Genomic DNA, 17,667 nt, shown 5'->3' with positions numbered 1-17,667 from the left:
ACGGTGGTGGGGCGGAACAGGGTTCGGGTTCCGCCCCACCAAATTAATGCCTTGTCAGGCGGTCCGGGTGAATACGGCCACGCTCCGCCCCGGAACGGCGAAACTGCCCGATTCCGGATCGTACGAAGAGGACTTCACGGTGGAGTCCGCGCCCGTCCGCTGCACCGGGTGCAGGCCGTACGCCGTCCCGGCCAGGGAGGCGATCCGCTGCTCCTGCTTCTCGGGGGTCGCGTTGAACACCACGACGAGATCGCCGAGTTCCATGGTGATCACCCCGGGTGTCTCGTCCTTGCCGGAGAGCGGGAAGGACAGCTCCGACTGCACCTGCTCGGCACTACCGAGCCCGAAGACGCTCTCGCCGGTACGGATCCTCAGCAGGTCCTGGTACGCGGCGGAGGCGCCCTCGATCTGCGGGCAGCCCACCTTGAGGTCGGCGGACGTCAACAGGGGCTTGGCGTAAGGCCACTTGGACTCGTTGTCGGCCGCCATCGGCAGCCCGCGCCCGAAGCCGTTGCCGTCCCGGCAGTCCCAGTGGATCGCGTTGAACCAGTCACCGCTGTCGTACGAGTTGCGGTCGAGCGACTTGGAACGCAGCAGGTCGGTGCCCGCCTGGGACAGCGCCGGGCCCTGGGAGAGAGCGGCCGTGGCCATCGCGAGGACCTGCATCCGGGCCCGGTCTGCGGCCGAGGTGCCCTTGGGCAGCTTGAACGCGAGCGCGTCGAACAGCGACTCGTTGTCGTGCGCGTCCACGTACGCGAGGGCATCCCCTGGCGCGTCCGCGTATCCGGCGGGCGCCCCGTTGTAGTCGACCTCGGAGCCCTTGACCTCCTTGCCCGCGGTGTCGGTGAAGGTGTACTTGGCGAGGTTGCCGGACAGTCCGACCTTGATCAGGTCCTGGTAGTGCAGGAGTCGGGCCTTCTGCTCGGCCGAAGTTTCGTTGCCGTCCGAGGAGTTGGGGTCGGTGTAGAGGCCGGACGCGAAGCCCTGGACGCCCGGGTCCTCGTCGAAGGGACCGCCGCCGCGTACGGCGTCACGGGCCCGGTCGGAGAAGGTGGCGATGCCGGTTCCGGCCATGTTCTTCTGGGTGGCCTGGACGAAACGGGCGTCGTCCGCGATCTCACCGAAGTTCCAGCCCTCCCCGTAGAGGATGATCTTCTTGCCGTCGACGCCGTCCTTGGCGGGGGTGAGGGCGTCGAGGGCCTTCCTGACCGCCAGGATGTTGGCCTTCGGGTGGTGGCCCATCAGGTCGAAGCGGAAGCCGTCGACCTTGTACTCCTTGGCCCAGGTGACGATCGAGTCGACCACCAGCTTGCCCATCATGGCGTTCTCGGGCGCCGTGTTGGCGCAGCAGGTGGAGGTGGCGACGCTGCCGTCGGCGAGAAGCCGCTGGTAGTAGCCGGGGACCACCTTGTCGAGCACGCTCGTGTCGGCCTGCCCGCTCGCGGTGGTGTGGTTGTAGACCACGTCCATGACGACCCGCAGACCGTCCTCGTTCAGCGACTTGACCATCTTCCGGAACTCGACCGTACGGCCCGTCCCGTCGGGATCGGTGGCGTACGAGCCCTCCGGCACCGTGTAGTGGTACGGGTCGTAGCCCCAGTTGTAAGCGTCCTTCGCGGCGACCTTGGCGACGCACTCCTGCTGCTTCTCGGAGTCGGCGGCGTAGGAGGAGAGGTCGCAGTCGGTCGTCGCCTGGTCCGCCTTCCTCTCCGGGATGGTGGCGATGTCGAAGGCGGGCAGGAGATGGACGTACGAAGTCCCGGACTCCGCAAGCTTCTTGAGGTGCTTGGAGCCCGCGCTGTCCTTGTCGGTGAAGGCGAGGTAGGTGCCCTTGTCCTTCGCCGGGACCGTCGGGTCGTCGACGGAGAAGTCCCGGATGTGCAGCTCCTGGATCTGCGCGTCCTTCAGCGGGACGGCCTCGGGCTTTCGCAGGCCCGACCAGCCGCTGGGGGCAAGGGACTTGGCGGCCAGGTCGACGACGAGACTGCGCTCGGAGTTCGCGGTGAGGGCGACCGAGTAGGGGTCGGTGACCTTGTTGGTGACGACCTCGCGGACGCTGGGCGCCCACACCTTCACGACATACCGATAGGCCTTGCCCTGCCAGGACTTGGGGCCGGACACGGACCAGACGCCGGTGGCGGAGTCCCGCTTCATCGGCACGGTCTTCGCCTGGGCGCTCTTCGTCGACGCGCCCGCGTCCCCGATCTCCAGTTTCACGTCCTGTGCGGTGGGCGCCCAGACGGAGAGCGTCGGCCGTCCCTTGTCGAACGTCGGCCCGAGGTCCGCCTTCGTGGCGCCGCCGTACAGGTCGTCGAGTACGCCCGCGATCTGTACGCCCGTGGCGGCCAACACGGCACCGTTGGCGGCCCGTTGGGAGGCGACGAGCTGGCCGTGCAGCGCCTCGCGCACCCGGTCGCGGTCACGTGGGTCGATGGACCAGGCCTGGTAGTCCTTGAGGTGCGGGAACTTCGCCGTCTGGGCGTCGGTGAGCGTGGCCTTGTCGAGCCGCAGCCAGCGCTCGTCGTCGCTCGTGAGTGCGCTGTCCTTCACCTTGATGGATCCGTCGCGCGAGTACAGCAACTGGGTGGACGCGGCGGCCTCGTTGCCGTTCCAGGCCACGGTGTTCCGGTCGATCCAGACCGCCTTGGAGGTGGTGAGGTCGAGCGCGGCGGCACTGCCCGCGGGCTGCGGGAGGAGGTACTTCTCCTGGCCGCTCAACAGCCACACCTCGTGGCCGTTCGCCGTGAGGTCGAGCGACTGGTCGGTGGGCAGGTCCTTCTCGTCGCCCTTGTGGATGATGTAACTGAGGCTGGTGGCACCCTCGGTGAGCGGCACCTCGAAGACAGCGCCATAGGCGTCAGTCTTCACCGGCTCCAGGGGCTTCGACCAGTCCGTGGGGTCCGCGGCACCGGTCCAGGTATGCAGTCCCCAGCCGTCGTACTTCCCGTCGGCCCGCTGGTAGTGCAGTACGGCCTTGGTCTTGTCCGGCGCCGGGTAGTCGGCGGCCGGCCGCTCGGTCCGTACGGCCTCCTTGCCCTGCTCGACCCAGATCTCGCCGGTCTTGGTGACGTCGATCGTGCGGTCGGCGGAGACGTCCTTGTTGCCGTCCTTGTCGATGACGAGGAAGCCCACGTTCGAGGCGCCCGGCTTCAGCTTCACGTAGGCGAAGGCCCCGTAGGCGTCCCGGCCGACGAAGTCGTGCCCCTCCGGCCACGTGGTCGCCTCGCCGTCGGCGATGTCGCCCCAGGCGTAGAGCCGCCAGTCCGTGTAATCGCCGGCCTCGCGCTTGTAGTGGACGACCGCGTACTCGCGCGAGGAGGCGCTCGGGACCTCCTCGGCGGGCGGGGTGCCGGTCGTGGAGGCGGCCGTCGTACTCGCCGTGCGTCCGGCGGAGTCGATCACAACTGCCTTGTAGCGCAAGGCGGTTCCGGCCGGAACGTCCTTGCCTACGACCTGGGTGACCTTGTACGGGGCGTGGTCGGCTGAGCCGAGCGTCTTCCACTTGCCGTTGCCGACCTGGGCGGCGAAGACAACGCGGTTGAGCTGTCCGCCGTCCACGTCGGCCGTCAGTTCAACGGTGCCGGTGGCGCCCTCGGCGGGGGCCTTCAGCGTGACGGCCGGCTTGGTCGCGGGCGGGGCGAGCCTGCCCGCCGCCTTGAACACGACCGAGGAACCGGCCGGGACGGTGACGGTGACCTTCTTGTCGGAGCCGCTCTTGAGGGACTCGCCCCCGTCGCCCGTACCGCCGGTGCCGTCCGTGCCGTAGATCCCGCGGAACGTCATGCCGGCCGAACCGGTCGCGAAGGTCGCCTCCTTCGCCGTGTCGGCGTTGTTCACGGCGACGACGTACTCGATGCCGGTCTTCGCGTCCGTGCGGGAGAAGGCGTAGACGCCGGCGCCGTCGGCCGCGTACCGCTCCGTCTGGACGCCGTCCGCGAGGGCCGGGTTGGCCTTGCGGAGCTTCGCGAGAGCACTGATCTGCTTGTAGAGCGGTGCACTCGTGTCGTACGCGTCCTCGGCGTGCGTGCGGTCCGTGCCCAGCTGGTCGTCGTCCAGGTAGTCGGCCGTCTTCGAGGCGAACATGGTCTGGCGGGCGTCCTTGTCGCCGCCCGCACCGGTGAAGCCCTGCTCGTCGCCGTAGTACACGACCGAGTTGCCGCGGCCGAGGAACATCAGCTCGTTGGCGAGCCTGTCCTTCTTCAGCAGCTCGGCGTCGGACGCGTTCGGGTTGTCCTGCTTGAGGAAGGTGCCGATGCGGCCCATGTCGTGGTTGCCGAGGAAGGTGACCTGCTCGTACGCGTTGGCCTTGTCGGTCGTGTACTTGTAGTCGTCCCCGAAGACCGAGGCCAGCCGCTTCGCGCTGCCGCCCTGGGAGGCGTACGCCCGTGCCGCGTCCTGGAAGGGGAAGTCCAGCGTGGAGTCGAGGCGGCCCTCGGTGACGTACGGGGAGGTGATCGACGTGTCGGCCGAGTACACCTCGCCGAACATGAAGAAGTCGTTACGCCCCCGCTCAGCCGCGTACGCGTCGAGGGCGGTGGCCCACTGGGTCCAGAACTCCGTGTTGACGTGCTTCACCGTGTCGATGCGGAAGCCGTCGATGTCGTAGTCCCTGACCCACCGCTGGTAGATCTTCTCCATACCGCTGACGACCTCGGGACGCTCGGTCCACAGGTCGTCGAGGCCGGAGAAGTCGCCGTAGGTGGAGTTCTCGCCGGCGAAGGTCGAGTCGCCGCGGTTGTGGTACATCGACGTGTCGTTGAGCCACGACGGCACCTTGACGTTCTTCTTCGCGGCGGGCACGACGGGCGTACGCGGGAAGGAACCGGTGCCGACGGACGGGAAGTCCGCCTCACCGGCTGCCCCGTCCGCGTAGTCGGCGTCGTCGAAGGGCTCGCCGTCCTTCGTCAGATAGGGGAAGGCGCCCTTGGAGAGGTACTCGTAGGACTTCTCCTCGTAGTCGACGACGTCGGCGGTGTGGTTGGTGATGACGTCGAAGAAGACCTTCATGCCCTTGTCGTGGGCCTTGTCGATCAGCCGCTCAAGGTCCGCGTTCGTGCCGAAGTGCGGGTCCACCTGCGTGAAGTCGGTGATCCAGTACCCGTGGTAGCCGGCCGAGGCGTCCTTGCCGGTGCCCTGCACGGGCTGGTTCTTGAAGATCGGCGCCATCCAGATGGCGGTGGTGCCGAGGTCCTTGATGTAGTCGAGCTTCTTCGTCAGGCCCTTGAGGTCGCCGCCCTGGTAGAAGCCCTTGTCGGTGGGGTCGTAGCCGGTTTCGAGGCGGGAGCCCGTGAGGCCGCCCTTGTCGTTCGACGTGTCGCCGTTGGCGAAACGGTCCGGCAGGACGAAGTAGAACTGCTCACGGGTGAGGTCGTTACGGGCGGGCGTCTTCGCCAGAGCCGCGTCCGACGGGGGTGCGGGCGGGGCCGCCGCGTGGGCGACGAGGGGCTGCACACACGCTGCGACGAGTGCGGCGGCGATGACGCCCGCGACGCTTCCTCGGTGCATGGTGCGGCGCGTGGTGCGGCGCGTCCGGGGCGCCGGCCATCTCGGTATCACAGGCGTGAACTCCTTGCGATTACGGCTCAATCGGGTCCGACCCCGGCGAGACCGTATCGCCGACGCAAGAGTTGCAGCAAGAGATCCGCAAGGAACGGAAAGAAATTTCAGCGGCAACAGCTCGCCGATCGTTCACACAGAGCCTGGAACCTGACGGCCGACCCCAGGCCCGTGGTCGGGGAGCTGCTCGGCTACGCGCGCTCCAACGGACAGGGCGAGCCGCAGTACGGACCGGTCCTGGACGCGCTGCGGAGCAATGGACTCGACGCGGCGATCGTGACCACCGGCGGGGGCTGTCACCAGATCTGCGCCTACCTCGCCGACGGCACCCGTCTCGCCGTCGGAGCCCCCGAGTCGCTCCCCTCCCGGCCGGCGCAGGTCACCGGCTGGCAGGTCCGGCACATGGGCCCCGGCGACAGGAGCACGGTCGTCTACCACTCGGTTCCGCAGGACCGTGACCCCGGGGCCGCGACCGGTGGGCCCGACATCAACCTGATGGCGAAGCACGTCGCCCGGTACCTCGCCGAGGCGGGTCTGCGCCACGACTGCCACCGCGCGTCGGCAGCACCGGCACCCGAACAGGAGGTCACCGCGGGGGCGGCGGCCCGGCTGATCGGGGAACTGTCCCGATTGCCGTGCCACCAGGGCGGGTTGGACGGCCCCGGCGGCGCGCTCATCACCATCGCCGGGCGGGACGGCGGCAACGCCACGACCACCGAGATCCCCGCCGAACTCGTGAGCCGGATCCACTCGGTCCTGCTGAGCATGGCCACCGTCATGCGGCCGTACGAGGAGTAGCGGCCGCCGCACCCCGCCCCCGTGCCGGATCTGGAAGACAACAGGACCCGGCGCGGGGCCCGCCGGGGCAGGGCGGGACGATGAACGGGATGACTGCAACGAGAAACCAGTTCGAGCAGCGGCTCGCCGCACTGGGCGATGCCTGGATCACCCGCAGGCAGCTGCGGGAGCTGGCCGGGGTCTCGGAGAAGACCGTCCGGAACTGGCTGGCCGAGGGGCCCCTCGACCCGTGCCGGATCCGCACGGGCCCGCACCGCACCCAGCTCGTCGAGCGCGAGGCCGCCGCGGCCCTGGCCAGGAGACACCTCTTCGGGCCCGAGGACGGCACCACCGTCGTACGGACCGGGCCGCGCCTGGCCGAAGAGCCCCGGCGGTTGAGCCATGTCGCCGGCGAGCAGTGGGGGTGGGCCGACATCGCCCGGCGGCGCGGCGTGACGCCCGGAGCCGTCAGCAACCTGGCGAAGTCGTACGAGAGCCACCCGGTCCGGCCGTTCCCCCCGGCCGTCGGACGCAAGCGCGACGCGGCGGCCGTGGCCGAGTGGTTCCACTGGTACGACAGCGAGCGTCCGGGATACGCGACGCGGCGCGCGGAAGGGCGTGTCCCTGAGGTCGTCGAACGGCTGGAGTCGGCGCTGGCCGGACCGGAGGACCTGACGACGGCGACTCTCGCCCATGAGCTGGGAGTCGCCCCCGCCGTGGCCCGGGCCTACCTCGCCCGGGCGGCCGGGCAGGTGATGGCCCGGCATCGGCTCGTCCCCCGCAGCGCCATCGCGGAACTCCTGGAACGGGCCGGCCACGGCGGGAGCGCCGAGCAGCGGCGCGAGCGGGTCAGGACCCTGCTGCGCCGCGGGAACGCCCCGCGGAAGTACATCACCGTCGGTGGCACGGACTACTACGAGAAGGCCGCGATCGACCGTCTCCTGTCGTGGTCCCGCGACGGCTGACGCGGTCCGTGCCTCAGCAGCTCGACTTGCCCGAGTAGACCGCCAGCGCGGTGTTCGCGCCCAGCGTCGCCGTGAGCTGGCCCGAACTGTTCACCGTCACCGTCGTGTTGGCCTGCACGTTGCAGTACGTGCCCGCCGCGAGCGAGGTCTGGTAGGTGCGGGTCAGTGAGGACGACTCGTGGTTGATGGCCACGAAGCCCTTGCTGCCGCGGCCGAAGGCGATGGCGTCGCCCCCGTTGTCCCACCAGTTGGTGACGGACTCGCCCCTGGTGGTGTTGCGGAAGGCGACCATGGACTGGATCTCCGGCCAGGCGTGCTGGCACTTCCAGCCGTCCTGCCAACAGGCGTTGACCGTACCGCCGTTGGGCGGGCCCGCGTCCGCGGACGAGAACTCGTAGCCGGAGTTGATGTCGGGCGCGCCGTACGGGTAGGCCAGCATGAAGACGTTGGCCAGGGTGTAGTTGGCGTTGTCCTTGTAGCTGAGCGTGGAGCCGTTGCGCTCGGTGTCGTGGTTGTCGACGAAGACGCCCGAGACGCCGCTGCTCATGTAGCCCCAGCCCTCGCCGTAGTTCTTCAGGTAGGCGAGGTTCTCGTTGTTGAAGACTCGCTTGAGGTCGTACGCGTACCGGAACTCCTGGACGTCGCCCGTGCCGGTGTACTCGGTCGGCTGGACGGCCTCGCCGGCGCCGTAGATGGCCTCCTGCTTCCAGTACACGGACGAGTTGCTCAGCCTGCCCTTGATGTTGGCGAGGTCGGCGGCCGGGATGTGCTTGGCCGCGTCGATGCGGAAGCCGTCGACTCCCAGCGAGAGCAGGTCGTTCATGTACGTCGCGATGGCCCCGCGGACGTAGTCCTCGCCGGTGTCCAGGTCGGCGAGCCCGACGAGTTCGCAGTTCTGGACGTTGCCGCGGTCCTGGTAGTTGCTGATCTGCGAGGTGCAGTTGTCGAAGTCGGGCGAGGAGTACAGGCCCGGGTAGTCGTACTTCGTGTAGGACGAGCCGCCTGTCCCGGTGCCGCTGCCCGCCGACATGTGGTTGATCACCGCGTCGGCGACGACCTTCACACCGGCCGCGTGGCAGGTGCTGACCATGTTCTGGAAGGCCGTACGGTCCCCGAGCCGTCCGGCGATTCTGTAGCTGACGGGCTGGTACGAGGTCCACCACTGCGAGCCCTGTATGTGCTCGGCGGGCGGCGAGACCTGGACGTATCCGTACCCGGCGGGGCCCAGACGGTTGGTGCACTCCTTGGCGACCGAGGCGAAGTTCCACTCGAAGAGGACGGCGGTGACGTCCTTGGTGCCGGGCGGGGAGGCGTACGCCCTGCCCGCGGTGCTCGCGGGGACGACGAACGCGGCCGCGGCGAGGGCGAGCGCGCCGGACAGAGCTCTCTTGGCCATGTGGGGGTCCTTCTCCGTTGAAGGGAGGGCCGTTGACGTTTCTTGCTGCAAAATTCAACGGCCGTGCGGTGCGCCAGATAGTAGAAGCCCGCCTCCCGAAGCGGAAGGCGGGCTTCTGAAAATTCCGGAAAGTTCTTGCAGAACCCCCGAGTTGATGAACGGTCAGTCAGCGATCCACCACACTGTGGTGTCGGCCGGCAGCTTCGCCTCACCGTCGTCCGTCACGGTCACCTCACCGCTCGCGAGCAGCACCCGCCCGTGCGCAGGGACGGTCGCCGCCTCACCGCCGGTGTTGGTCGTGCAGACGAACGCCCCCCGGCGGAAGGCGAGTACGCCCTCGGGCGCCTTCAGCCACTCGACACGGTCGCCCGCGCCGAGGTCGGCCTGCTCGCTTCGTACGGCGAGCGCGGACCGGTACAGCTCAAGGGTCGAGCCCGCGACCCCGCTCTGCGCCTCGACGCTCAGCTCGCCCCAGCCGGACGGCTGCGGGAGCCAGCTGCCCCCACTGCCGAAGCCGTACGACGAGCCGTCCCGGGTCCACGGGATCGGCACCCGGCATCCGTCGCGGAACCCGTCCTGGCCCGCGCCCCGGAAGTACGCCGGGTCCTGGCGCACTTCGTCCGGCAGGTCTACGACGTCCGGCAGGCCCAGCTCCTCGCCCTGGTACAGGTAGGCGGACCCGGGCAGCGCGAGCATCAGCAGCGTGGCCGCCCGCGCCCGGCGCAGCCCCAGCTCGCGGTCTCCGGCGGTACGGATCTGGGTGCCGAGCCCGGCCGGGTTGGCGAACCGGGTCGCGTGCCGGGTCACGTCGTGGTTGGACAGCACCCAGGTGGCGGGCGCGCCCACCGGCCGCATCGCGTCGAGGGTCCGGTCGACACAGGACCGCAGCTCCTCGGCGTCCCAATGGGTGCTCAGGTACTGGAAGTTGAAGGCCTGGTGCAGCTCGTCGGGGCGCACGTAGTTGGCGGTGCGCTCGATGGTCGGCGTCCACGCCTCGGCAACGAAAATACGCTCGCCCGCGTACTCGTCGAGGACGATCCGCCAGGCCCGGTAGACCTCGTGGACCCCGTCCTGGTCGAAGAACGGCATGACATCGTTGCCCAGCAACTTCACCTGGTCGTGGGATCCCAGGTCCGGCAGTCCGTCCGCCTTGACCAGCCCGTGGGCCACGTCGATACGGAAGCCGTCGACGCCCATGTCGAGCCAGAACCGCAGGATCGAGCGGAACTCGTCGCCGACGGCCGGGTGGTCCCAGTTGAAGTCGGGCTGCTCGGGCGCGAAGAGATGGAGATACCACTCCCCCGGCGTGCCGTCCGGCTCGGTCACCCGCGTCCAGGCGGGGCCGCCGAAGATGGACTCCCAGTCGTTGGGCGGCAGTTCACCGCTCGCGCCCTTGCCCGCACGGAAGTGATAGCGCTCCCGAAGCGGCGAACCCGGCCCCTCCGCGAGGGCCCTCTTGAACCACTCGTGCTGGTCCGAGGAGTGGTTGGGCACGAGGTCGACGATGATCCGCAGGGCGAGGTCGTGGGCGTCCCGGATCAGCGCGTCGGCGTCGAGCAGGTTGCCGAACATGGGGTCCACGGCCCGGTAGTCCGCCACGTCGTAGCCGGCGTCCGCCTGCGGCGAGGCGTAGAAGGGGCTGAGCCACACGGCGTCCACGCCGAGGTCGCGCAGATACGGGAGTCGGGAACGTACGCCCTCCAGGTCGCCCATGCCGTCGCCGTTGCTGTCGGCGAAGCTGCGCGGATAGACCTGGTAGATCACCGCGTCGCGCCACCAGTCGCGACGGTCGGCGACAGTGGCGAGAGCGGAGGCCGGGGCCGGGTCGGCGGAGTGCTGGCTCATAACATCCTTGAGACGTAACTGAGTTCGGTCATTGAGTCGCCGTAGCGGCGCATGTCTTCTTCGATTGTGGGACTGCTGACGAGGCGGCCGCGGTGTCAGCGGGGTCGGATGGACACCGCGACCGCCACCCACGCCCTTTAGGGGCGCGGGGAACTGCGCGACAAGCCACGACGGCGCCGCAGCCGATCGACGGCGGACACATCACGGCCCTCGCAGCGGAGCGTCACCCCTTCGTACCGCCGGCGGTCAACCCGGTCACCAGGTTCTTCTGCACAAGGTAGAAGAACGCGGAGACCGGAATCGCCACCAACACCGCCGTGGCCGCCATGAGGTTGCGCTGCGCGTCGTGCTCGCTGACGAAGCTCTGCAGACCGACGGCGAAGGTGTACTTCGTGTCGGACAGCATGAACGTCGAGGCGAAGGCGACCTCGCCGAACGCGGTGATGAAGCTGTAGAACGCGGCGACGGCCAGGCCCGGCTTGGCGAGCGGCAGGATCAGCCGCGCGAAGGTGCCGAAGGGCGAGAGCCCGTCGACGCGCCCGGCCTCGTCGATCTCGAAGGGGATGGTGTCGAAGTATCCCTTGAGCAGCCAGGCGCAGTACGGCACGGCGGTCGAGCAGTAGACGAGGATCAGGCCCAAGTAGTTGTCGATGAGCTGGAGTTCCGAAAGGATCTCGTACATCGGGACCATCAGCACGGCGACCGGGAACATCTGGGTGACGAGCAGCACCCACATGAACTTCTTGTAGCCGGGGAAGCGCATGCGGGAGACCGCGTAACCCGTCGTGGCCGCGACCAGGACGCCGATGACGGTCGTGCCGAGCGACACGAGGAGCGTGCTCCACATCCAGTCGAAGAACGGCGTGTGCTGCAGCACGAACGAGTAGTTGTCGAACGTCATCTTGTCGAGGATGTCCCCGGGGTGCAGGTAGTCGTCCTTGTCCGGGCCGAGGGACAGGTAGATGAGCCAGGCGATCGGGAAGAGCGCGATCAGGCTCGCGACGGTGAGGATGCCGTGCGAGGTCAGGGAGCCGGCGAGACTGCGCTCGCCACGCCGCGGCCCCTTGCCCGCCGGGGCGGTGTCCGCGGGGACCTTGTCCGCCGGGGCGGAGGTCTTGACTGTCGTGGTGCTCATGGGGACTCCTGCCTCAGATCGCGAGCTGCTGCTCATTGCGGGCCAGCCAGCGGCGGTAGACGGAGGTGAAGACGATCAGGATGGAGAGCAGCAGCACGCCGTACGCGGCGGACTGCGCGTAGTCGCGTGGCTGCTGGCCGAAGCCCAGGTAGTAGGCCCAGGTCACGAGGATCTGCGCGTCCGGCGCGGTGTCGCCGAAGAGCAGGAAGATGATGGCGAACTGGTTGAACGTCCAGATGACGCCGAGCAGTACGACGGTGGAGCTGACCGACCGCAGCCCCGGCAGGGTCACGTGCCTGAAGCGCTGCCAGGCGTTGGCCCCGTCCATCTCGGCGGCCTCGTACAGGACGCCGTCGATTGACTGCAGGCCGCCGAGCAGCGAGACCATCATGAACGGCACACCGCACCAGGTGTTGACCATGATCGCGGCGAACCGCTGCCAGAAGGTGTCCTCCAGCCACAGCGGCGAGGGCAGATGCACCGCGTCGAGCATGGAGTTGATGACGCCGCCGTCGGCGAGCATGAAGCGCCAGCCGAAGACGGTGACGAAGGTCGGCACCGCCCACGGCAGGACCAGGACGAGCCGGTAGAAGGTCCGGCCGCGCAGCTTCTGGTTGAGCAGCAGCGCGAGGCCGAGACCGATGACGTAGTGGAGCAGCACGCACAGGGCCGTCCACACGATCGTCCAGATGAAGTGCGACCAGAAGCGGTCGTACGCGGTGGGGCCCCACAGGATGTCGGCGTAGTTGTCCAGGCCGATGAACTTGTAGGTGGCGTCGATGTGGTTGACGCCGATCGTGCGGGCCGAGTTGAGGCTCGTGGCGTCGGTGAACGTCAGGTAGATGCCCCGCGCCAGCGGATAGAGCACCAGCACACCGAGCACGACGACGACCGGGGCGATCATCGCGTACGCGTACCAGTACCGCTGGTACGAGTGCTTCATGCGCTGGAGCGGGCCGGGGCGCGGAGCCCGCTCACCGCGGCGCTTGCCGGTCGCGCGGTCGATGACGACTGTCATGGTTCGACACCTTCTGGAAATTCAGGGGTTGGGCGCACGTTCTGGAGACACGGCCGGTGGCCGCCGGATCCGTCCCCCCTGACCCCCGTCTCGCGGGGGCCCGGCGGATCCGACGGCCACACGGGTCACTTGCTGAAGTCGGGCACCAGCTTGGCGATCGCGGTCTCCGCGGTGCTCAGGCCCTTGTCCAGCGACTCCTTGCCACCGGCGATCTTGGGCAGTTCGGTGTCGAGCGGACCCCACAGCGAGCTGTACTCGGGGAGCGCCGGGCGCGGCTGGGCGGCGGAGAGCACGCCCTGGTAGCCGGCGATGCCCGGGTCGGCCTTGACCTCGGTGGTGTAGGCGTCGTCGCGCGTCGGCAGCGTGGAGTTCTTGAGGGCGATCGTCTCCTGGGACTTCGCCGAGGTCATGAACTTCACGAACTTGAGCGAGGCCTCCTGGTGGGCCTTGTCCGAGCCCGCGTACACCGAGAGGTTGTGGCCACCGGTCGGGGCGCCCGCCTCGCCGCTGGAGCCGGCCGGGACCTTGGCGATGCCGAGGTTGCCCTTGTCCTTGAAGGCCGATCCCTTGTAGAAGTTCGTGATCTCCCACGGGCCCTGGACGATCGCGGCGACCTTGCCGTTGACGAACGCGTCCTGGATGTGGGCGTACGCGTCCGCGGTGGTGTCGGCCTTGTGCAGGCCGTTGCCGTCGAAGAGGCCCTGCCAGGTCTTGTAGGCCTTCTTGGCCTCGGGCGAGGCGACGGTGATCTTCTTGGCGTCGGCGTCAACCGTGTCGGTGCCCTCGCCGTAGAGGAAGGACTGCGCGTAGTAGGCCTGGGTGGAGCCCCAGTAGCCGTCGACGCCGGTCTTCTTCTTGATGGTGCCGGCGTCGGTCTTGAGGTCGGCCCAGGTGGCGGGCGCCCCGTCGATGCCGGCCTTCTCGAAGAGGGCCTTGTTGTAGACGAGCGCGAGGGTGTCGGTGACCAGCGGCACACCGTACGTCTTGCCGTCGTACTTGGCCTGCTCGATCAGGCTGGGCTGGAACTTGCCCTGGTCCGCGAGGGCCTCGGTGCCGTCGAGCGGCAGGAAGAAGCCCTTCTTGGCGAACGCGGGGGTCCAGCCGACCTCGGAACGCAGGATGTCCGGGGCGCCCTTGGAACCGGCGGCGGTGTCGAACTTGTTCTGCGCCTGGTCGAACGGCACGTTGACGTACTTGACCTTGATGCCCGGGTTGGCCTTCTCGAATTCCTTCGCGAGGGCCTTGTAGACCGGTGCCTCGTTGGTGGCGTTGGACGTGTCCCACCACGTGATGGTGACCGGGCCGTCCGCCTTGCCACTGTCGTCGCTGTCGCCGCCGCAGGCCGTCGCCGCGAGGGCGAGGGACGCCACCAGTGCGGTGGCCGCTATGCCACGCCGCATGAGTTCTCCTTGAGGGTGAAAGCCCGTGTGCTTGAGGGAACGGCCCCGTCCGCCGTCCCCGCCGACTCTCCGACCGCACCGTTGCCGCCGCCGGGCGACGTGAACGTAACAGCGATGTAAGCGCCGCGAAAGACCTTGCAGCAAAAAAGTGCAAGAACGACAGACAGTTACCCGGGCGTGACCTCTTCCCGACCGTCCCGAGGCCTTGTTCACGGGCATTCACCGGGAACGGGACCACTGTGCAAGACTCTGCAAGCTCTTGCCATACCCGTCGGTCACGGGGATCATCGCCCCGGCGGCGCCTTGCAGGAACCACCCCTTCCCGCAGGCGCACACAGCGTGTACGCGACGGACACAGCCCGCAATGCCGACCGAAGTGCCGACCAGAATCACGAGGGAACGCGATGACGCAGCAGCCCCGAGCGGGCCGGTCAAGTGCCCGCATCCGTCGTTCGTTCGGTGGGCAGGGCGAGACCCGGCCGGTACAGTCCAGTCCTGTGACGACACGGCTTGCCGACATCGCAGCCCAGGCGGGGGTGAGCGAAGCGACCGTCAGCCGCGTCCTGAACGGGAAGCCTGGCGTCGCCGCGACCACCCGCCAGTCCGTACTGGCCGCGCTCGACGTACTGGGCTACGAGCGCCCGGTCCGTCTACGACAGCGCAGCGAGGGGCTCGTCGGGCTCATAACTCCCGAGTTGGAGAACCCGATATTCCCGGCCCTGGCCCAGGTCATCGGCCAGGCGCTGACGCGGCAGGGCTACACGCCGGTCCTCGCGACCCAGACTCCGGGCGGCTCCACCGAGGACGAGCTGACCGAGATGCTGGTCGACCGGGGCGTCGCCGGCATCATCTTCGTCTCCGGACTGCACGCGGACACCTCCGCGGACATGCAGCGCTACGAGCAGTTGCGCGGCCAGGGTGTGCCGTTCGTCCTCGTCGACGGTTTCTCGCCAAAGGTGCAGGCGCCCTTCATCTCGCCGGACGACCGGGCGGCGATGGCGCTCGCGGTCACCCACCTCGTCTCGCTGGGTCACACCAACATCGGTCTCGCGCTGGGCCCGAAGCGGTTCGTGCCGGTCCAGCGGAAGATCGAGGGCTTCGTCCGCACGATGCAGGACCTGCTCGGGCTGGCCACGACCGACATCGAAGAGCGACTGGTCCAGCACTCGCTGTACACGCTGGAGGGCGGCCAGGCGGCCACCGCCGCGCTCATCGACCGTGGCTGCACGGCCATCGTCTGCGCGAGCGACATGATGGCGCTCGGAGCGATACGGGCCGCACGACAGCGCGGCCTCGACGTCCCCAAGGACATCTCCGTCGTGGGCTTCGACGACTCCCCTCTCATCGCGTTCACGGACCCGCCCCTCACGACGGTCCGCAAGCCGGTCCCGGCCATGGGCCAGGCCGCGGTACGTACGTTGCTGGAGGAGATCGGCGGGACACCGGCGCCCCACAGCGAGTTCGTGTTCATGCCGGAACTGGTGGTGCGGGGTTCCACCGCTTCGGCTCCTGGGGACCGAAATCGTACGTAAGCAGTAGCGCCCCACCTACTCCGGGTGTAGAACGTGCGGCCAGGACCCACCCGAGGGATGATCGGTGGGGAAGGGCTTATCTGGCAGACTCTGTCTCTATGGGTGAGAGCACCGTGACGACACTGGAAGGCCAGGAGCAGGCCGCACACCAGCCCGTCGCGGACGAGGCGAACAGCCGCGCGGGGCAAGGTTTCCTGCGCCGCTTGCGTACGCCTCGCCGCCCCCGGCTCTGGTTCGAGATCCTGCTGATCGCGGTGAGTTACTGGACGTACTCACTGATCCGCAACGCGGTCCCCGAGCAGCGGACGAAGGCGCTGGAGAACGCCGACTGGATCTGGAAGGTGGAGCACCAGCTGGGCATCGCCGTGGAGGAGGCCGTCAACCACGGCGTGAACTCGGTGACTTGGCTGATCGTCGGCATGAACTACTACTACGCGACGCTGCACTTCGTGGTGACGCTGGGTGTCCTGGTGTGGCTCTTCCGCCGCCACCCGGGCCGTTACGCGGCGACGCGCATGGTTCTCTTCGCCACCACCGGGGTGGCCCTGGTCGGCTACTACCTGTATCCGCTGGCACCACCCCGCCTGATGAACGGCAACGACTTCATCGACACGGTCGTGGTCCACCAGACCTGGGGCTCCATGGCCTCCGGCGACCTGAAGAACATGTCGAACCAGTACGCCGCGATGCCGTCCATGCACATCGGCTGGTCCCTCTGGTGCGGCCTCACGATCTTCGCCCTGGCCTCGGTGCCGTGGGTCCGAGTCCTCGGCCTGCTCTACCCCACGCTGACCCTGGTGGTCATCGTCGCCACGGCCAACCACTTCTGGCTGGACGCGGTCGGCGGCATGATCTGCCTGGCCTTCGGCTACACGGTGGCAAGGCTCTGGTACGGATCACTCCCGTACGCGCTGCCGCAGCTGGTCCCGGGGACACCACCGAAACGCCGCTTGCTACCGACGAAGGCTTAGGGCTCCGGGGGCCCAAGCGCGGATCGGGTACGGCTCGGCGCGCCCCAAAGGGGCGCGGGGAACTGCGCGACAAGCCCCCACCGGCCGTCAGCCACGACCCGACCGCCAACCACCACCCACCTTCAGGCCGCGCCACCAGCCTCCCTCAACGCACCCAGAAAACTCCGCAGAGCCGGCGACCGCGGCGCCCCTTCCCTCACCACGGCAAAGATCGACCGCACCGGCTCCGGCCCCCGAACCTCCCGCACCACCACACCCGGATGCCGACTCCCCAGCCCCAGCCGAGGCACAAGACTGACACCCAACCCCGCCGCGACGAACCCCTGCGCGGTCGCGTAGTCCCCGCTGTCCACCACGACCCGCGGCCGGAACCCGGCGGCCTCGCAAGCCACGAGCTGCGCATCAAGACACGGCCCGGGCCACTCACTCCCCACCCACGGCTCCTCGGCGAGGTCGCCCAGCGCGACGGTCCGCCGCCCGGCCAGCGGATGCCCCTTGGGCAGCACGGCGAGGTAGGGATCGTCGAGCAGCCGCACGAGCCGCACACCGTCGGGCCCGGCCTCCTCCGAGGGCCGGACCACGAGCGCCAGATCCGCCCGCCCCTCCTTCACGTCCGGCAGTGAGTCCTCGAAATCCACAAGCTTCAACTCGACCTGCACACCAGGATGTTCGGCCCGCACCTTCGCCACGGCAGGAGCGACCAGCGCGGCCCCGGCGGTGGCGAAGTACCGCACGGCAAGCCGCCCCGTACGTCCCTCCAGCAGGTCGACAAGCGCGGTCTCGGCCTCGGCGACCTGCCGCCCGATGACATCCGCGTACTCGGTGAGCATCAGCCCCGCGGCGGTGGGCCGCACCCCGCGCCCGACCCGTTCGAGCAGAAGCGTACGAGCCTCCTTCTCCAGCACGGCGATCTGCTGGCTGACGGCGGACGGCGTATAACCGAGCCGCGCGGCAGCGGCCGTCACGGACCCACTGGTCACCACGGCCCGCAACATCTGCATGCGTCGCACATCAAGCATGCAGCAGAGCTTAACAGTGCATGCAAGATCCTTCACTTGTCCTTACACCACAG

11 protein-coding genes are annotated in these 17,667 nt (G+C 68.6%); 4 read left to right on the top strand and 7 right to left on the bottom strand.

Annotation, left to right across the window (positions count from 1 at the left end):
• Positions 1–54: 54 nt before the first annotated feature.
• Positions 55–5,556 (bottom strand): pullulanase-type alpha-1,6-glucosidase, encoded by a 5,502-nt coding sequence (pulA, locus tag ACIBEI_RS28720; protein WP_398893141.1) that lies wholly within the window; start codon positions 5,554–5,556, stop codon positions 55–57.
• Positions 5,557–5,727: 171 nt separating this feature from the next.
• On the opposite strand from pulA, the gene ACIBEI_RS28715 reads away from it, so the two are divergent.
• On the top strand, positions 5,728–6,354 hold the full coding sequence (locus ACIBEI_RS28715; RefSeq protein WP_398893140.1) for a hypothetical protein: 627 nt from the start codon (positions 5,728–5,730) through the stop codon (positions 6,352–6,354).
• A gap of 89 nt (positions 6,355–6,443) precedes the next feature.
• Positions 6,444–7,298: a hypothetical protein gene (locus ACIBEI_RS28710; RefSeq protein WP_398893139.1), complete on the top strand. Its 855-nt coding sequence runs from the start codon at positions 6,444–6,446 to the stop codon at positions 7,296–7,298.
• Between the two features lie 13 nt (positions 7,299–7,311).
• On the opposite strand, the gene ACIBEI_RS28705 is transcribed toward ACIBEI_RS28710, so the two are convergent.
• From ACIBEI_RS28705 to ACIBEI_RS28685, 5 genes are all read right to left on the bottom strand, one after another.
• Complete coding sequence (locus ACIBEI_RS28705; protein ID WP_398893138.1) at positions 7,312–8,694, bottom strand: alpha-amylase family protein; 1,383 nt, start codon at positions 8,692–8,694, stop codon at positions 7,312–7,314.
• Between the two features lie 162 nt (positions 8,695–8,856).
• Positions 8,857–10,539: an alpha-amylase family glycosyl hydrolase gene (locus ACIBEI_RS28700; RefSeq protein WP_398893137.1), complete on the bottom strand. Its 1,683-nt coding sequence runs from the start codon at positions 10,537–10,539 to the stop codon at positions 8,857–8,859.
• A gap of 223 nt (positions 10,540–10,762) precedes the next feature.
• Positions 10,763–11,674: a sugar ABC transporter permease gene (locus ACIBEI_RS28695; protein WP_398893136.1), complete on the bottom strand. Its 912-nt coding sequence runs from the start codon at positions 11,672–11,674 to the stop codon at positions 10,763–10,765.
• Positions 11,675–11,687: 13 nt separating this feature from the next.
• A complete protein-coding gene (locus tag ACIBEI_RS28690; protein ID WP_398893135.1) occupies positions 11,688–12,692 on the bottom strand; it encodes a carbohydrate ABC transporter permease in 1,005 nt (334 codons plus the stop codon).
• A gap of 125 nt (positions 12,693–12,817) precedes the next feature.
• Positions 12,818–14,092 (bottom strand): extracellular solute-binding protein, encoded by a 1,275-nt coding sequence (locus ACIBEI_RS28685; RefSeq protein WP_398893134.1) that lies wholly within the window; start codon positions 14,090–14,092, stop codon positions 12,818–12,820.
• 497 nt (positions 14,093–14,589) lie between these two features.
• On the opposite strand from ACIBEI_RS28685, the gene ACIBEI_RS28680 reads away from it, so the two are divergent.
• Both ACIBEI_RS28680 and ACIBEI_RS28675 read left to right on the top strand, forming a co-directional pair.
• Positions 14,590–15,624: a LacI family DNA-binding transcriptional regulator gene (locus ACIBEI_RS28680; RefSeq protein WP_398893133.1), complete on the top strand. Its 1,035-nt coding sequence runs from the start codon at positions 14,590–14,592 to the stop codon at positions 15,622–15,624.
• A 98-nt stretch (positions 15,625–15,722) separates the two neighbouring features.
• Positions 15,723–16,595, top strand: a complete 873-nt coding sequence (locus tag ACIBEI_RS28675; protein WP_398893132.1) for a phosphatase PAP2 family protein — start codon at positions 15,723–15,725, stop codon at positions 16,593–16,595.
• Positions 16,596–16,717: 122 nt separating this feature from the next.
• Here the strand turns inward: ACIBEI_RS28675 and ACIBEI_RS28670 are convergent, their stop codons facing one another.
• Positions 16,718–17,614 carry a LysR family transcriptional regulator gene (locus tag ACIBEI_RS28670; protein WP_398893131.1) on the bottom strand — a complete coding sequence of 299 codons (897 nt, stop codon included), beginning with the start codon at positions 17,612–17,614 and terminating at the stop codon, positions 16,718–16,720.
• Positions 17,615–17,667: the final 53 nt, after the last annotated feature.

The organism is Streptomyces sp. NPDC050988 (assembly GCF_044456225.1).
Classification (GTDB): Bacteria; Actinomycetota; Actinomycetes; order Streptomycetales; family Streptomycetaceae; genus Streptomyces.
This window is presented reverse-complemented; position numbering and strand designations above follow the sequence as displayed.

Coding starts and splice junctions, on each gene's coding strand:
- ACIBEI_RS28710 (WP_398893139.1), top strand. CDS start 6,444: ATGACTGCAACGAGAAACCAGTTCGAGCAGCGGCTCGCCGCACTGGGC.
- ACIBEI_RS28705 (WP_398893138.1), bottom strand. CDS start 8,694: ATGGCCAAGAGAGCTCTGTCCGGCGCGCTCGCCCTCGCCGCGGCCGCG.
- ACIBEI_RS28700 (WP_398893137.1), bottom strand. CDS start 10,539: ATGAGCCAGCACTCCGCCGACCCGGCCCCGGCCTCCGCTCTCGCCACT.
- ACIBEI_RS28695 (WP_398893136.1), bottom strand. CDS start 11,674: ATGAGCACCACGACAGTCAAGACCTCCGCCCCGGCGGACAAGGTCCCC.
- ACIBEI_RS28690 (WP_398893135.1), bottom strand. CDS start 12,692: ATGACAGTCGTCATCGACCGCGCGACCGGCAAGCGCCGCGGTGAGCGG.
- ACIBEI_RS28685 (WP_398893134.1), bottom strand. CDS start 14,092: ATGCGGCGTGGCATAGCGGCCACCGCACTGGTGGCGTCCCTCGCCCTC.
- ACIBEI_RS28675 (WP_398893132.1), top strand. CDS start 15,723: ATGGGTGAGAGCACCGTGACGACACTGGAAGGCCAGGAGCAGGCCGCA.
- ACIBEI_RS28670 (WP_398893131.1), bottom strand. CDS start 17,614: ATGCTTGATGTGCGACGCATGCAGATGTTGCGGGCCGTGGTGACCAGT.